Origin of the sequence: Sedimentibacter sp. MB31-C6 (assembly GCF_035934735.1) — a bacterium.
Taxonomy (GTDB): domain Bacteria; phylum Bacillota; class Clostridia; order Tissierellales; family Sedimentibacteraceae; genus Sedimentibacter.
Map to the genome: position 1 here is coordinate 2878330 of NZ_CP142396.1, position 16926 is coordinate 2895255.

General features: G+C 31.5%; 19 protein-coding genes and 1 riboswitch. All 19 genes read left to right on the forward strand.

Translation table 11 applies throughout. The annotated features are described in order from the left end of the window. Positions 1–9 precede the first annotated feature (9 nt). The 19 genes from buk (at position 10) to grdD (ending at position 16848) form a co-directional block, all read left to right on the forward strand. On the forward strand, positions 10–1077 hold the full coding sequence (buk, locus tag U8307_RS13825) for a butyrate kinase (protein WP_442985526.1): 1068 nt from the start codon (positions 10–12) through the stop codon (positions 1075–1077). Positions 1078–1113: 36 nt separating this feature from the next. After that, entirely contained in the window at positions 1114–1788 is a 675-nt protein-coding gene (locus tag U8307_RS13830) for an ATP-binding protein (protein ID WP_326908769.1), read from the forward strand. Between the two features lie 17 nt (positions 1789–1805). Then, on the forward strand, positions 1806–2021 hold the full coding sequence (locus tag U8307_RS13835) for a 4Fe-4S dicluster domain-containing protein (RefSeq protein WP_326908771.1): 216 nt from the start codon (positions 1806–1808) through the stop codon (positions 2019–2021). A 15-nt stretch (positions 2022–2036) separates the two neighbouring features. Next, positions 2037–3098 carry a 3-methyl-2-oxobutanoate dehydrogenase subunit VorB gene (locus tag U8307_RS13840; RefSeq protein WP_326908773.1) on the forward strand — a complete coding sequence of 354 codons (1062 nt, stop codon included), beginning with the start codon at positions 2037–2039 and terminating at the stop codon, positions 3096–3098. Continuing rightward, positions 3098–3844 carry a thiamine pyrophosphate-dependent enzyme gene (locus tag U8307_RS13845; RefSeq protein WP_326908775.1) on the forward strand — a complete coding sequence of 249 codons (747 nt, stop codon included), beginning with the start codon at positions 3098–3100 and terminating at the stop codon, positions 3842–3844. The genes U8307_RS13840 and U8307_RS13845 overlap by 1 nt, the downstream gene beginning before the upstream one ends. 1 nt (position 3845) lies before the next feature. Beyond that, positions 3846–4388: a 2-oxoacid:acceptor oxidoreductase family protein gene (locus tag U8307_RS13850; protein ID WP_326908777.1), complete on the forward strand. Its 543-nt coding sequence runs from the start codon at positions 3846–3848 to the stop codon at positions 4386–4388. A gap of 96 nt (positions 4389–4484) precedes the next feature. Further along, entirely contained in the window at positions 4485–5591 is a 1107-nt protein-coding gene (queG, locus tag U8307_RS13855) for a tRNA epoxyqueuosine(34) reductase QueG (protein ID WP_326908779.1), read from the forward strand. Further along, positions 5572–5853: a DUF503 domain-containing protein gene (locus U8307_RS13860; protein ID WP_326908781.1), complete on the forward strand. Its 282-nt coding sequence runs from the start codon at positions 5572–5574 to the stop codon at positions 5851–5853. The genes queG and U8307_RS13860 overlap by 20 nt, the downstream gene beginning before the upstream one ends. 4 nt (positions 5854–5857) lie before the next feature. Next, positions 5858–6493, forward strand: coding sequence for an endonuclease III (gene nth, locus U8307_RS13865; protein WP_326908783.1), 636 nt, complete (start codon positions 5858–5860; stop codon positions 6491–6493). A gap of 86 nt (positions 6494–6579) precedes the next feature. Beyond that, the gene (trmL, locus tag U8307_RS13870) at positions 6580–7050 is read left to right on the forward strand and encodes a tRNA (uridine(34)/cytosine(34)/5-carboxymethylaminomethyluridine(34)-2'-O)-methyltransferase TrmL (RefSeq protein ID WP_326908785.1); all 471 of its coding nucleotides are present in this window, start codon (positions 6580–6582) and stop codon (positions 7048–7050) included. Positions 7051–7062: 12 nt separating this feature from the next. After that, positions 7063–8691, forward strand: coding sequence for a Na/Pi cotransporter family protein (locus tag U8307_RS13875; RefSeq protein ID WP_326908786.1), 1629 nt, complete (start codon positions 7063–7065; stop codon positions 8689–8691). Between the two features lie 54 nt (positions 8692–8745). Continuing rightward, positions 8746–8856: riboswitch (glycine riboswitch) on the forward strand. 171 nt (positions 8857–9027) lie between these two features. Next, on the forward strand, positions 9028–9387 hold the full coding sequence (locus U8307_RS13880) for a GrdX family protein (protein ID WP_326908787.1): 360 nt from the start codon (positions 9028–9030) through the stop codon (positions 9385–9387). Positions 9388–9425: 38 nt separating this feature from the next. Then, the gene (locus tag U8307_RS13885) at positions 9426–10706 is read left to right on the forward strand and encodes a glycine/sarcosine/betaine reductase component B subunit (protein ID WP_326908789.1); all 1281 of its coding nucleotides are present in this window, start codon (positions 9426–9428) and stop codon (positions 10704–10706) included. Between the two features lie 17 nt (positions 10707–10723). After that, entirely contained in the window at positions 10724–12028 is a 1305-nt protein-coding gene (grdB, locus tag U8307_RS13890; RefSeq protein ID WP_326908791.1) for a glycine reductase complex selenoprotein B, read from the forward strand. Positions 12029–12138: 110 nt separating this feature from the next. Continuing rightward, complete coding sequence (trxB, locus tag U8307_RS13895; RefSeq protein WP_326908793.1) at positions 12139–13071, forward strand: thioredoxin-disulfide reductase; 933 nt, start codon at positions 12139–12141, stop codon at positions 13069–13071. A gap of 13 nt (positions 13072–13084) precedes the next feature. After that, complete coding sequence (gene trxA / locus U8307_RS13900) at positions 13085–13402, forward strand: thioredoxin TrxA (RefSeq protein WP_326908795.1); 318 nt, start codon at positions 13085–13087, stop codon at positions 13400–13402. A 36-nt stretch (positions 13403–13438) separates the two neighbouring features. After that, the gene (gene grdA / locus U8307_RS13905; protein WP_326908797.1) at positions 13439–13912 is read left to right on the forward strand and encodes a glycine/sarcosine/betaine reductase complex selenoprotein A; all 474 of its coding nucleotides are present in this window, start codon (positions 13439–13441) and stop codon (positions 13910–13912) included. 223 nt (positions 13913–14135) lie between these two features. Continuing rightward, positions 14136–15668 (forward strand): glycine/sarcosine/betaine reductase complex component C subunit beta, encoded by a 1533-nt coding sequence (gene grdC, locus U8307_RS13910; protein ID WP_326908799.1) that lies wholly within the window; start codon positions 14136–14138, stop codon positions 15666–15668. Positions 15669–15678: 10 nt separating this feature from the next. Then, positions 15679–16848, forward strand: a complete 1170-nt coding sequence (gene grdD, locus U8307_RS13915) for a glycine/sarcosine/betaine reductase complex component C subunit alpha (RefSeq protein WP_326908801.1) — start codon at positions 15679–15681, stop codon at positions 16846–16848. Positions 16849–16926: the final 78 nt, after the last annotated feature.

Below are 16926 nucleotides of genomic sequence, written 5' to 3' on the forward strand. Positions count from 1 at the left end.
AGAAAAATTATGTATCAATTAGTAATAAACCCAGGTTCAACTTCAACTAAAATAGCTGTATTTGATGATGAAAAATCGATTTATGAAAAAACTTTGAGACATTCAAATGAGGAACTTATTGAATTTTCTAATGTATCAGAACAATTCGAATTTAGAAAAAAATTGATTTTAGAAAATTTGCAGGAAAGTAATTTTGATATTAATTCATTAAGTGCAGTTGTAGGTAGAGGGGGGCTCTTGCTTCCTATTGAAGGTGGAACATACTTAGTCAATGACAAACTAATAAAAGATTTGAAATCAAACATAAAAGGTGAACATGCATCAAATCTTGGAGGTTTGATAGCACGTTCAATATCAGATGAAACAGGAATACCAGCTTATATAGTTGATCCAGTAGTTGTAGATGAGATGGAAGAAGTAGCAAGAATAAGTGGTTATCCTGAATTTGAGAGAATTAGTATATGGCATGCATTAAATCAAAAGGCTGTAGCTAGAAGAGCTGCAAAAGAAAAATTTAACAAAAAATATGAAGATATGAATTTTGTTGTAGCGCATTTAGGAGGAGGAATATCAGTTGGAGCACATAAAAAAGGAAGAGTTATTGATGTAAATAATGCATTGAATGGCGAGGGTCCTTTTTCTCCAGAAAGATCAGGATCTCTTCCTATGGAACAAGTTGTAAAAGTTTGCTTTAGCGGAAAATATACGGAAGAAGAAATTAAAAAAATCATCGCTGGAAAAGGTGGATTAAGTGCTTATTTAGGTACTAATAATGCAAAAGAAGTAAGTGAAAGGGCGAAAAGTGGTGATGATAAGGCGGAACTAATTTATAAAGCAATGGCTTATCAGGTAGCAAAAGCAATAGGAGAATATTCAGTTGTTTTGGATGGAAATGTTGATGCTATTTTAGTAACAGGTGGAATTGCCTATGACAAAACATTTGTTGAGATGATAGAAGAAAAAGTTAAATTTATTGCAGATGTAATAACCTATCCTGGGGAAGATGAGTTGTTAGCATTAGCTCAAGGTGGTCTTAGAGTACTTAACAATATAGAACAAGCTAAAGAATATGCATAAGAAACTGTAGTAACTTTTATGAAAGGGGGTTAATCAGTGATTGATAAAAGGTTAGTAATTGTCACGGGACATTATGGTAGTGGAAAAACAGAGTTTTCAGTTAATTATGCTATAAAAATGAAAGAGAAATGTGAAAAAGTAAGTATTGCAGACTTAGATATTGTGAATCCATATTTTCGAACTAGAGAAAAAAGGAAATTTTTAGAGGAATTAGGAATCGATGTTTCGGATAGTAGTATTAGAAATACCACTCTCGATTTACCTGCTCTTCCTGCTGAAATTATGGGTATTATTCAAAACCAAAATGTTAAGGCTGTATTAGACGTAGGTGGTGATCCAGTAGGAGCAAGAGTACTTGCTAGATTTTCTACTTTAATTCTTAATACTGAGTTCGACTTGTTTTATGTAATAAATGCGTATAGGCCTGAAACTAATTCTAAAGAAAAAGTTATAAAGTATTTAAGAGATATAGAAAAAACATCAGGATTAAAAGTAACAGGACTCATAAATAATACACATCTATTAAAAGAAACTAAAGTACATGATGTAGAATTTGGACATGAACTTACAAAAGAAGTGTCATGGGAGACAGATATACCAATTAGATATGAAGTTGCAATACAAAATGTGGTACAAGATATTGTTAACCCAGAAATTAAAGATAAATTGTTCCCCATAAATCTTTATATGAGGGAAGAATGGATGAGTTAAAAAATGGAGGTATAAATATGGCAAAAGGTAAAGTAACGTTTAATGATGATGCATGCAAGGGATGTGAACTATGCGTTTCTGTATGTCCTAAAAAAATTATTAGCTTAAGTAAAGACAAAATTAATAAAAAGGGCTACAGTCCAGCATATGTAACCAATCAAGAAGAATGCATAGCATGTGGTAATTGTGCAATTATGTGTCCTGATTCAGCAATAACAGTAGAGAGATTATAAAATTGGAGGTAAGTTATGTCAAAAGTATTGATGAAAGGTAACGAAGCAGTTGGAGCAGCAGCTATAAAAGCAGGATGTAAATATTTTTTCGGTTATCCTATTACTCCACAAAGTGAATTGCCAGAATATATGTCAAAAGCATTACCAGAGGCGGGGGGAGTTTTTTTACAGGCAGAAAGTGAAGTTGCAGCAATTAATATGGTATATGGCGCTGCAGGTGCTGGGGCAAGGGTTATGACAGGTTCATCTAGTCCTGGAATATCATTAAAACAAGAAGGTATAACATATTGTGCAGGAGCAGAACTTCCTTGTGTTATTGTTAATATGATGAGAGGTGGTCCAGGTCTTGGTAGTATCCAACCTGGTCAAGCAGATTATTTCCAAAGTACTAGAGGTGGTGGAAACGGAGATTATAGAACATTAGTATATGCACCAGCAAGTATTCAGGAAACAGTTGACTATGTAATGTTAGCATTTGACAAAGCAGATCAATATAGAAATCCAGTTTTGATACTTGCGGATGGAATGATTGGTCAAATGATGGAAGCAGTAGAATTTAAAGAAGCAAAAAAGATTGATTTACCAAAGAAAGATTGGGCAAGTACCGGTACAAAAGGAAAAAGATCACGTAACATTATAAATTCATTATATTTAGAAGCTGAAGATTTAGAAGCACATAATGTTAGATTAGAAAAAAAATATAAGACTATTGAGGAAAATGAAGTTTTATACGAAGCTTTCGGATTAGAAGATGCAGAGGTAGTATGCGTTGCCTATGGAACAACATCAAGAATAGTTAAAACAGCTATAAAACAGGCAGAAGCAAAAGGAATAAAAGTTGGAATGATTCGTCCAATAACATTATGGCCATTTCCTTATGAAGCATTTAAAAATATAAATTTAAATGCAAAGGGAATGCTTGCAGTTGAAATGAGTTCAGGTCAGTTAACGGACGATGTTAAAATAGGGATAGAAGGTAGATTACCAGTATATTTTAATGGTAGAACTGGCGGAATGATTCCAACACCAGAAAGTATAGTTGCAGATATAGAGAAAATTGCAGGAGGTACTAAATAATGACTATAGTATATGAAAAATCAAAAGGTTTAACTGATATACCTTTTCATTATTGCCCGGGGTGTACTCATGGAGTAATTCATAAATTAGTTGCTGAAGTATTAGTAGAATTAGGAGTATTGGATGATGCTATAGGTGTTGCACCTGTAGGATGTTCAGTGTTGGCATATAATTATTTTAATTGTGATATGCAAGAAGCATCACATGGTAGGGCGCCAGCTGTAGCAACTGGAATAAAAAGAGTTTTACCAGATAATGTTGTATTTTCATATCAAGGTGATGGAGACCTTGCTTCTATCGGAACAGCAGAAATAGTTCATGCTGCACATAGAGGCGAAAAGATAACTACTATTTTTGTTAATAATGCAATTTATGGTATGACTGGAGGACAAATGGCTCCAACTACATTGGTAGGTCAAAAAGCAACAACTGCTCCTTTTGGAAGAGATGAAGCGCATTGTGGAAAACCTATAAAAATATCTGAAATGCTTGCTACTATTGATGGAGCTAAATTCGTAGAGAGAGTTGCAGTTAATACTCCTGCTAATATAAGAAAGGCTAAAAAAGCAATAAAGAGAGCATTTGAATGTCAGATTCAAGGAAAGGGATTTGCAATAGTTGAAGTATTGTCAACTTGCCCAACAAACTGGGGATTAACACCGGTTAAAGCTTTAGATTGGCTACAAGACAATATGATACCATATTATCCTTTACAAAATTTCAGAAATTTTGAGGAGGTAAAATAACATGGAAGAAAAAGTAATAATGGCTGGTTTTGGTGGTCAAGGTGTTATGGCTATAGGAAAGCTTCTTGCTTATGCAGGAATGCTGGAAAATAAACAAGTTACATGGTTACCATCTTATGGTCCAGAAATGAGAGGTGGTACAGCAAACTGTGCTGTAGTAGTATCTGATGAAATGATTGGTTCACCAGTTATATCAAAAGATGGATCTGCTGCAATTATAATGAATTTACCATCTTTAACAAAATTTGAAGGTGAAATATTATCTGGTGGTAAACTAATAATAAATAAATCACTTATTGAAGATAAACCATCAAGAAATGATATAGATGCTTATTATGTTCCTGCAAATGAAATAGCTGCAGAATTGGGTAATGGAAAAGTAGCTAATATGATAATGTTAGGGGCATATCTAGAACTCACTAAAGTAGTAGAAGTAGAATCAGTATTAAATGCATTTGTTAAAGTATTTGGAGAAAATAAATCTCATCTGGTTCCTTTGAATAAAGAAGCACTATTAAAGGGAGCAGAAGCAGTAAGAAAATAAAAAAACGCCTTCAGGGCGTTTTTTTATTTTTAAGACTTTAATCTATTATTTAATTATGATATATTATGTTTAAAGTATATATTAAGGAAAAAGATTATGAAACAAATTATATTGGATATAGCGAAAGAATTGGATATTGAACTAATCGGAATTACAACAACATTGGATTACGGATATTTAAAGGATTTCCTTTATAAAAGATCTAATAGAGGATATGATAATGAACTTGAAGAACAGAATATAGAAAAAAGGCTTGATGTGAGGAATGTTTTTCCTAATTGTAAAAGTATAATAGCAATAGGAATTCCATATGCAAAGGGATATAAAAAAGGGAATCCGATTGACAAAGGTTTAATAAGTGTTGTTTCCTTTGGTGAAGATTATCATATAAAAATAAATCGAATTTTAAATGATTTAGCTCAAAAAATAAAAGAGTATATTGAATTTAATTATAAGATTTGTGTAGATACTTCACCACTATTGGATAGAGAAATATGTAGAAATGCTGGTATTGGAAATTATGGTAAAAATAGTTTGCTTATTAATAAAGAATTGGGTTCTTTTATTCATCTAGGATATTTGTTAACAGATTTGAATTTAGAAGATGATAAAATAATAAATGAACAAGATGTATGTGAGAATTGTAACTTATGTATTAAAAGCTGCCCAAACAATGCGATACTAAGCACTGGGGGTATAAATTCAAGTAAATGTGTCTCTTATTTAACTCAAACGAAAAAATATATTCCCATTGAATATAGAAAAAACATGAAAAACCAAATTTATGGTTGTGATGTTTGTCAAATTGTATGTCCTAAAAATAAAAAAATACTCCAATTAGAATCAGTAAACAATTACGATGATTTAACTGTAGATTTAATAGAGCTAATGAATATGAGTAACAATGAATTTATTAAAAAGTATGGCAGATTGTCAGGAAGTTGGAGAGGTAAAAATGTTTGGAAAAGAAATGCAATAATTTCTATAGCTAATCTTAAATTACATTCTTTGTTTGATAAAGTAAAAGATGAATTAAAAAGTCCTTCTGAAATGATTAGAATTTATTCAGCGTGGTCATTACTAGTACTAAATAAACAAAAGGCTAAAGACATATTAAATGAAAATCTTAAGAATGAAAAAGGCAAAGTAAAGAAAGAATACATTAAATTAATGGAGGAATTTCATGATTGTAGGCACATGTGAAATAGAGCTTTTAATATTTGAATCAAATTCTCTAAAAGAAAAGAGACATGTTATTAAAAGTATTATAGAAAGGATAAAATCTAGATTTAATGTTTCAATAGCAGAAATTGATTATCATGAATTGTGGAATAGATCATTATTAGGTGTTGCAGTTGTATCTAATAAAAAATCAATTTGCGAATCTTCAATTTCAAAAGTTATTGAATTTATTGATAATGATGAAAGAGTTGAGATAATAAGTAATTTCAAGGAGGTATTGTAATTTTATGAGAAAGGCTGACAAGGTTTATAATCTTTTGAAAGAGTCATATCCTTACGCAAAATGTGGTCTTGATTATAAATCACCTTTTCAATTACTTGTATCAACAATTTTAAGTGCTCAAGCAACGGATAAAAGCGTGAATAAGGTTACTATGGAATTATACAAGCAATACCCTGATTTAGATAGTTTTTTAACATTGTCTAAAGAGGAAATTGAAATTAGTATAAAAAAGATAGGTTTATATAAAAATAAGGCTAATAATATATATAATATGTGTAGGGAATTAAAAGAAAAATTTAATGGTGAAGTTCCAAAAAATATGGAAGATTTAATGTCTCTATCAGGTGTGGGGCGAAAAACTGCAAGTGTTGTTTTAGTAGAAGCATATAATATCCCTGCTTTTCCGGTTGATACTCATGTTTTTAGAGTAACAAGACGTTTAGGTATAGCAAAAGAAAATAACGCTGATAAGGTTTCTGAAGAATTGATGAGCAAACTTGCTAAAAAGAAATGGCATTTGATGCATCATCTATTGATAACTCATGGTAGAGAAACTTGCATTGCACGAAAGCCTAAATGCAATGAATGCTCAATATCGGCAATATGTAATTATTATAAGAATATCAAAAAAGAAATATGAATAATTTGGAAAAAAATTATCTCTTTATAATATTAATAAAGGATGATATAATCACATTGTCGAAAAACATAATATAGGAGTTAATAATGTCTTTAAATATAGTTTTGTTTGAACCAGAAATACCTCAAAATACAGGAAATATAGCCAGAACTTGTGCTGCTACTGGTTCAAATCTTCATTTAATTAAACCTTTGGGTTTTTCCGTAAAGGACAAGTATTTAAAAAGAGCTGGGCTTGATTACTGGGATTTGGTTAATATAACTTATTATGATGATTTCCAAGATTTTATTAAAAAAACTGGAGATGAAATAATCTTTATAGCTACAACAAAGGAAAGTAGAATTTATACTGATGTAAATTATACTGATAATTGTTACATTATATTTGGAAAAGAAACAGCAGGCTTGCCTGAATATATACATCAACATTTTATTAATACTAGAATTAAAATTCCTATGATTGAAAATGAACACGCTAGGTCGCTGAATCTAGCTAACTCTGTAAATATAGTGATGTATGAAGCTTTAAGACAATTAAGCTTCCCAAATTTAGTGTAAAATGGAGGAGATATGGATATTGCTATAAGTTTAATAGGTGGATTAGGCCTATTTTTGTTTGGTATGAATTATATGGGAGATGGTCTTCAAAAAGCTGCAGGTAATAAAATGAAAAGTATTTTAGCGGCTTTAACTAAAAATAAAGTAATGGGTGTACTAGTAGGAGCATTGGTTACAGCTGTAATACAAAGCAGTAGTGCTACTACAGTTATGGTAGTAGGTTTTGTTAATGCAGGATTAATGAATTTAAATCAAGCAGTTGGAATTATAATGGGAGCAAATATTGGTACAACTGTAACTGCTTTTATTGTATCACTAAATATTACAAAGTTAGCTACATTTTTAGTCGGTATTGGAGTGCTTTTGCATTTTACTGCTGAAAAGAAAAAAATAAAAAGTATAGCTGATGTAATAATAGGTTTTGGTATTTTATTTATTGGAATGAATATTATGAAAACTGCAATGGAACCATTAGAATCCAATCCTCAATTTACAAAATTAATGACAGAATTCAAAAATCCCGTCTTAGGTATATTTGTTGGTTTTATAATGACTGCAATATTACAAAGCAGTAGTGCCACAACCGGTCTTTTAATAGCTCTTGCATCTACTGGTGTTATTACCTTTGATATTGCATATCCAGTTATTTTCGGTCAAAATATGGGGACTTGTGTAACTGCAATGTTATCAAGTATAGGAGCAAACAAAACTGCTAAAAAAGCTGCTGTGGTACATTTATTATTTAATGTTATGGGAACTTTACTATTTTTGATTTTTTTAAAGAATCCAGTTGAATGGGTTGTTTATGAAGTAGCACCAGTTGATATAACTAAACAAATTGCTACTGGACATATATTATTTAATATTATTAATGTAATAATTTTATTTCCCTTTTCTGGGTTGTTGGTTAAAGCTTCAGAATATATTATTAAAGGCGGGGACGATGACGAAGAGCATATTACAAAGTATATTGATGAGAGAATACTTGCAACTCCACAAATTGCTTTAACACAAGCTTCAAAGGAAGTTTTGCATTTAGGTAACATAGCATTAAAAGAATTTGATACATCGATAGATGCTTTTATGAAAAATGATGAAGATTTAGCTTACAAAACTTTTGAAATAGAAAAGAAAGTAAATGCATTGAATAAAACAATACTAAAATATTTAGTCAAACTTGATAAAGTAGCTCTTACAGATTATGAAAAAGACAAAGTAGTTACTTTAATGAATGCTATTAATGATATAGAAAGGGTTGGAGATCATGCAGACAATATTGGTGAACTTGCTTTGTATAGAATAGAGAATGATGTTTCTTTTTCAGAAGATGCAAATAAAGAAGTAATAAAAATGTTTGACTTAACAAAAAAAGTTTTCATATTATCATTAAATGCATTAAGAACTTTAGATTGCGATAAATGTGACGAAGTAGTAATAAATGATAAAGAAATTGACATAATGTACAAGAATTTAAGGAAAAATCACATTGAGCGTCTGAATGACTTTATTTGTGAGCCTAATTCTGGAGTTATATTTTTAGATACTATAGGAAACCTTGAAAGAATAGGCGATCATTCATCTAATATTGCAATTTCAATAATGGAAGGTATCAATAGAAAATTAAAAAATAATTATAAATAGTACTTGTATTATTATAATTTATTATATATAATATAATTAACAGAATAGATTGGATGACGTTTAGCGGGAGAGTCTGTTATGAATTTAACAGCGCCGAAGGAGTAAGTAAATAATATTAGCCATATTATTTATGATGATCTCAGGCAAAAGGACCGTAAACTGACAAATCTCTGGAAAGCGTAGCACCGAAGGGGCAATTCTATTAAGAAGAATCTCTCAGGTTAAAAACAGAGCAGAAGGCAATTATTTTTAATATGCTTTCTGCTTTTTTACTCCGTAAAATATTATTTTATAAGTTTTATTTATTTAAATATGGGTATATTAAAGGTGAGAAAAATGATAATAACTAATAATGAAATGGTTTACAACAAATATATGGATGCGTATGATGTCATTTTTATTGATGGCAATTTTAGAGATGTCTTAATAGCGACAAGAAATAAAATACATGAAGGATATGAGTTGCTTACCCATCCATTGTCAAGTAGTGTAAAACCTAATGAAACACCGTATAAATCTATAATAATATCTGATAATAAAAGAAATAATAATTTTGATTCAATTATAATTATTGAAAATTCTATTATGACATATGATAAGTTTAATAAGGATAAAATTAACTACATAAGTGAAAGAATTGATAATGATTTTAAGTTGATTGATTTAACTGTGCTTCAAAGCGCATTAAATATATAGTAATATTTGTTTCTTATTTTAAACGGAGGTGAATAATTTTGAAATTAGAATTAGGCTACATTTTAATTAAGGATATTCAGTTTTCTGAAGAATCCAAAGTTGAAAACGGAACACTGTTTGTTAACAAAGAAGAAGTTAAAGCATTAATTCTAGAAGACCAAAACTTTAAGTCTGCAGAGGTGGAGCTTGCAAAACCAGGTGACAGCATTCGTATAATGCCTGTTAAAGATGTTATCGAGCCAAGAGTTAAAGTTGAAGGACCTGGAGGGATTTTCCCTGGTATGGTTAACAAAGTAGAAACTGTAGGTTCTGGAAAAACAAATGTTTTAAAGGGTGCAGCAGTTGTTACAACAGGAAAAATTGTAGGTTTTCAAGAAGGTATTATTGATATGACTGGTCCCGGATCAGAATATACACCATTTTCTAAGTTAAATAATTTAGTTTTAGCTTGTGAACCAGTTGATGGCTTAAAACAGCATGAGCATGAAAAAGCCCTTAGATTTGCTGGCTATAAAGTAGCATTGTATCTAGGGGAATTAGCAAGAAATATTGTACCAGATGAATCTGAAACATTTGAGACACCTACTATTACAGAAGGAATTAAATTATATCCAGAACTTCCTAGAGTAGGTTATGTTTTAATGTTACAAAGTCAAGGATTATTACATGATACTTATGTATATGGGGTTGATGCTAAACAATCATTAACTACAATGATATATCCTACTGAAATAATGGATGGTGCTATAGTAAGCGGTAACTGTGTATCAGCTTGTGATAAAAATACTACATATCACCATTTAAATAATCCTGTTATTCATGACTTATTTGCAGAACATGGAAAAACATTGAACTTTGTAGGTGTTATTATTACAAATGAGAATGTATATCTTGCAGATAAAGAAAGATCTTCTAACTGGAGTGCTAAATTTGCAGAACTATTAGGCTTAGATGGAGTAATTATTTCACAAGAAGGGTTTGGTAATCCAGATACAGACTTAATTATGAATTGTAAGAAAATAGAAGCTAAAGGTGTTAAAACTGTTATTATAACAGATGAATATGCTGGTAGGGATGGTTCATCTCAATCATTAGCAGATGCAGATATAAGTGCTAATGCAGTTGTAACTGGTGGAAATGCAAATGAAGTAATTGAACTTCCAGCTTTAGACAAGATAATCGGATATCCAGAAGTTGCTAATGTTATTGCTGGTGGTTTCGATGGAAGTTTACATGCTGATGGTAGTATTACAGCAGAACTTCAGGTTATAACAGGTGCGACTAATGAAATGGGCTTCAATAAACTAAGTGCGAGATAAGGAAGGGAGGAAAAATAATGATAAAAGTTGTTCATTATATAAATCAATTCTTTGCTAATGTTGGTGGAGAAGAAATGGCTCACATTCCTGCTGAAGTAAGAGAAGGTATTGTAGGCCCTGGGTTAGCTTTTAAACAAGCTTTTAAGGATGAAGCAGAAATTGTTGCAACAATAGTTTGTGGTGATTCATATTTTAATGAAAATCTTGAAGAAGCAAAGAGTGCTATATTAGAAATGGTAAGAAAATATAATCCTGATTTATTTATTGCAGGACCAGCATTCAATGCAGGTAGATATGGTGTTGCTTGTGGCACTATAGCCAAAGCAGTTAATGATGAATTAGGTATACCAGTAATTACAGGTATGTATATAGAAAATCCTGGTGTAGATATGTTTAAAAACAGTTTATACATAGTTTCTACAAAAAATTCAGCTGCTGGTATGAGAGATGCTGTTAAAAAAATGGCTCCATTAGCATTAAAATTAGCCAAAAAAGAAAAAATAGGATCTTCATTTGAAGAAAGTTATATTCCAAATGGAATAAGAAAAAATTTCTTTGAAAAAGAAAGAGGTTCAAAAAGAGCAGTAAAAATGCTTATTAATAAATTAAATGGAAAAGATTTTGTTACAGAATATCCAATGCCTGATTTTGATAGAGTAGAAGCAAATCCTGCTGTTAAGGATATATCAAAAGCTAAAATAGCATTAGTTACTTCTGGTGGTATAGTACCAAAGGGAAATCCAGATCATATTGAATCATCTAGTGCATCTAAGTATGGTAAGTACGATATTGATGGAGTGCAAGATTTAACAGAAGAAACATTTGAAACTGCACATGGTGGATATGACCCTGTTTATGCTAATTTAGATGCTGACAGAGTATTACCAGTAGATATATTAAGAGAATTTGAAAAAGAAGGTAAAATAGGTAGTTTATATAGATATTATTATACAACAGTTGGTAATGGTACTGCAGTTAAAAGTGCTAAAGGCTTTGCTGAAGAAATTGGTAAAGAATTGAAGGCTGATAAAGTAGATGCAGTTATACTTACTTCAACCTGAGGTACCTGTACACGTTGCGGCGCAACGATGGTAAAAGAAATTGAAAGAGCGGGAATTCCTGTTGTTCATATGTGTACTGTAGTTCCTATTTCGCTAACAGTTGGTGCGAACCGGATAGTTCCAACAATTGCAATTCCACATCCATTAGGGAATCCTTCTTTGACAATTGAAGAAGAAAGAGATATAAGAAGGAATTTAGTTGGAAGAGCATTAAGAGCTTTAGAAACTGAAATAACAGAACAAACAGTTTTTGAGAGTTAGTTAAAGGATCTCATTGAGATCCTTCGAGCTTTGCTCTCAGAATGACAGACTATATTATAGTTAGTATAGTAAGATTTGACCCATGACATTACAGAGAAAAGAGGTGTGAAATGAGCAAAGTATATGATGTTATAATAATTGGAGCTGGACCTGCAGGATTATCAGCAGGTATTTATGCAGGAAGAGCAAGATTAAGTACATTAATTATTGAAAAGGAAAAGGATGGAGGACAAATAGTTCTCACATCTGAAGTAGAAAACTATCCAGGTTGCTTAGAAGGTGAATCAGGCCCTACTTTGGTTGATAGAATGGCTGAACAGGCAAAGCATTTTGGTGCAGAGAAGGTTTATGATGAAATAATAGAAGTTAATCTTGAAGGCAAAGAAAAGGTGCTTAAAGGCAAAAAAGGTGAGTATTTAGGAAAAACAGTTATAGTTGCTACTGGAGCAACTTCAAGACCGATAGGTTGTCCAGGAGAAAAAACTTTTACTGGAAAGGGAGTTTCTTATTGTGCAACTTGTGATGGAGCCTTTTTTGAGGATTTTGAAGTATATGTAGTAGGCGGTGGCGATACAGCAGTTGAGGAAGCATTATACTTAACCAAATTTGCGAGAAAAGTATCTATAATTCACAGAAGAAATGAATTGAGAGCAGCAAAATCTATTCAAGATAAAGCAAAAGCAAATCCAAAAATTGATTTTATCTGGGATTCAGTTGTTAAAGAAATTAAAGGCGACGGAATTGTTGATACAATGATTATTGAGAATGTAAAAACTGGTGAATTAACTGAGGTTAAAGCAGATGAAGATGATGGTACATTTGGTATTTTTGTATTTATAGGATATGTTCCGAAAACAAAAATATTTGAGGATATGCTTGAACTTCAAAAAGGTTACATTGTTACTGATGAAAATATGAATACCAATATTGAAGGTGTGTATGCAGCTGGAGATATAAGAGTAAAAAGTTTAAGACAGGTTGTTACTGCAGCAGCTGACGGAGCAATAGCAGCTGTTCAAGCAGAAAAATACTTGGAGCAATAGTAGGAGGTAAATTATGTTAGAGTTAGATAAAAAAACCTTTGAGCCTGAGGTATTACAAGGAGAAGGTTATATATTAGTAGATTTTTATGGTGATGGTTGTGCTCCTTGTCAATCTTTAATGCCACATGTAATAGAGTTTTCTGAAAAATATGGTGATAAAATTAAATTTATGAAATTAAATACTACTAAGGCTAGAAGAGTTGCTATAGGACAAAAAGTATTAGGTTTGCCTGTTATTGCAATCTATAAAGACGGAGAAAAAGTAGAAGAATTAGTAAAAGAAGATGCTACTCCAGAAAATATAGAAGCAATGATAAATAAATATATTTAAACAGACAATTAACAAAAAATAATAGGAGGTTTAACTATGAGCTTATTAAAAGATAAGAAAGTAATTATAATAGGCGACAGAGATGGGATTCCAGGACCAGCCATTGAAGAATGTGTAAAAAGTGCTGGAGCAGAAGTAGTTTTTTCATCTACTGAATGTTTTGTCTGAACTGCCGCAGGAGCAATGGATTTGGAAAATCAGAAAAGGGTTAAAGAGTTAACAGAAAAGTACGGTGCTGAAAACATAGTAGTTGTACTTGGTGCAGCTGAAGGTGAAGCTTCAGGCTTAGCAGCTGAAACTGTTACAAATGGTGACCCTACTTATGCAGGTCCATTGACAGGAGTTCAGTTAGGACTCAGTGTATTTCACGTTTGTGAACCAGAAGTAAAAGAAGAAGTTGACGAATCTATTTATGATGAACAAATCAGCATGATGGAAATGGTATTAGATGTTGATGACATAGTAGATGAAATGAAACCAATTAGAGAAGATTATTGTAAATATTTATAATATGAATAATAAATTTTTAGAATATTTTTACGAGATATAAGGATATCCCCTTCCCAGATGCGATATCCTTAAACTCGTAAGCAGTGTGATGTAATAATTGCTTCGCAGCTACTGCGAAGCAAATTTTCAAACTTAATTTAAAGTATAAAGTTTAAAGTTTAAATAAACTGATTAAACTTTATACTTTGTATTTTAAATAGTTAATAGCACTAAGGAGGTAATTATGAACAGTGTAATAAAAGGAGCTAGTTATATTTTAGCCTTTGTACCTGATATGGTTTTACATAATGGTACAACACAAACTACTGAAAGAACTGTTAACCCAAATTCAGAGTATTTAAAAGAAATTAAAAATCACATAAGAAATTATGAGCAAGTAGTAAAATATCCACCAAATCAAGCTTATATAGGTAATATTACACCTGATGATTTAGCAAATTATGAATTGCCATGGTATGACAAATCAATAGAAAATGCTGATAGGTTTGGAAAGTATGGGGAGATAATGCCCCAAGATGAATTTATCTGTTTAATGCAAATGTGTGATGTATTTGATCTTGTGAAACTTGAAAAAGAATTTGTTCAACTTACTAGAGAAAAACTATCAAAGCATCCATTAATAGATGAAAATTTATTAGGAAGATTAAAAGATGGTGATGATGCTGAAATAATTGAAAAATTAGTTTCTGAAGAGCATTCAGAACCTATATATAATAATAGTAAATTAATTGGATGTGTAAAAAGAGCACATGATATTGATGTTAACCTAAGTGCTCATGTTATGTTAGAAAATTTGGTTTCTAAGGCTTCAAATGTTCTATCTATTTTGAATTTAATAGCTAAACATAATATTAATAGAGAAGAAATTGATTATGTTATTGATTGTTGTGAAGAAGCTTGTGGTGACATGAATCAAAGAGGTGGAGGTAATTTTGCAAAAGCATGTGCAGAGGTTGCAGGGCTAACAAATGCTACTGGTTCTGATGTAAGAGGTTTTTGTGCAGGTCCAGCTCATGCACTAATTGAAGCTGCTGCCCTTGTAAAAGCTGGAGCATATAAGAATGTAATTGTTTCAGCAGGAGGCTCTACTGCAAAACTAGGTATGAATGGTAAAGATCATATTAAAAAGGGACTTCCAATACTTGAAGATGTTCTAGGTGGTTTTTCTATTTTAATAAGCGAAAATGATGGTATCAATCCAGAAATAAGGTTAGATTTTATAGGAAAACATTGTGTAGGTACTGGTTCTTCTCCTCAAGCAGTTATTACTTCTTTAGTATCATCTTTAGATAAGGCTGGAATGAAAATTACTGATGTAGATAAATATTCAGTTGAAATGCAAAATCCTGACATTACAAAACCTGCTGGAGCAGGAGATGTTCCTTTAGCAAACTATAAAATGATTGGAGCTTTGGCAGTAAAAAGAGGTGACATAGAGAAAAAGGAATTAATTGATTTTACTAAAAAGCATGGGATGATAGGCTGGGCACCAACTCAGGGACATATCCCATCAGGAGTACCATATATAGGATTTGGAAGACAAGATATACTAGATGGTAAAATTAAGAATGCTATGATAGTTGGAAAAGGTAGTTTGTTCCTAGGCAGAATGACAAATTTATTTGACGGTGTTTCCTTTATTATTGAAGCAAACAAAGGAAAAGAAGAAGAACAAACTTCTGTTTCTGAAGATAAAATAAAAGAATTAATTGCACAAGCATTAAAAAATTTCGCTTCAAATCTACTAACTGAATAGGAGTGAAGAAATGTCTGAAAAACAAGTAAATCAAATAATAGGTAAAGTATTTAATCAATTGGCAGACACATTAATAAGTGGCGAATATGGACAAAAGCCACGTATTGGAATAACAGCTATAGGAAGCGAACACGGTGAAGATAATATTATTGAAGCAGCATTAAATGCAAGTAAAAGTTCTATTGAAACGATTGTTATAGGAACAAAGGATATAGATGGCATTGAATCATCTATAGTAAAATCTGAAGCCGAAGCACATAAAAGAATGGATTTGTTACTAGAATCTAAAAAAATAGATGCTGCAGTTACTATGCATTATCCATTTCCAATTGGGGTTTCAACAGTAGGTAAAGTAATTACCCCTGGAAAGGGAAAAGAAATGTTTATTGCTACAACTACAGGAACTTCCTCAACGGATAAAGTTGAAGGAATGGTAAAAAATGCAATTTATGGTATTATAACTGCTAAGGCTTGTGGTATTAAAAATCCAACTGTAGGCATTTTAAATGTAGATGGGGCTAGACAAACAGAAATTGCTTTGAAAAAGCTTCAAAGTCAAGGTTACGATATTAATTTTGCGTCATCTCAAAGATCTGATGGAGGATCTGTTATGCGCGGGAATGACTTACTTATGGGTTCGGCAGATGTTATGGTTATGGATTCATTGACAGGTAATCTTATGATTAAAATTTTCTCTTCATATACTACTGGTGGTAATTATGAATCCTTAGGCTATGGTTATGGACCAGGTATAGGAGAAAACTTTAAAAAATTAATTTTAATAATTTCCAGAGCGTCAGGAGCTCCTTTAATTGAAGGTGCAATAAAATTTGCAGCGAAACTTGTTAAAGGAAATTGTATTGAAATAGCTAAAAACGAATTTAATAAAGCTAATAATGCAGGTTTGAAAGATATATTAAGTGGATTAAAGTCTAGTAAAAAGTCAGAAGTTGAAGAAATAAAAGCACCTAGTAAAGAAGTTGTTACCTTTCAAATTTCTGGAATTGAAATAATGGATCTTGAAGATGCAGTAAAATTACTTTGGAAAGAAGGCATTTATGCTGAAAGTGGAATGGGTTGTACAGGACCTATAATTTTAGTTAATGAAGAAAAAACAAATGAAGCTATAAAAATTCTTTCAAAAGCAGAATACATTGCTAAAGAACAGACTGATTGTTAAAAGTACATTGATAGTATTATGATGATATAATAAATTAAAGAAATTCTTTAAAACTGATAAAAAAGTTGTGGAGAATTT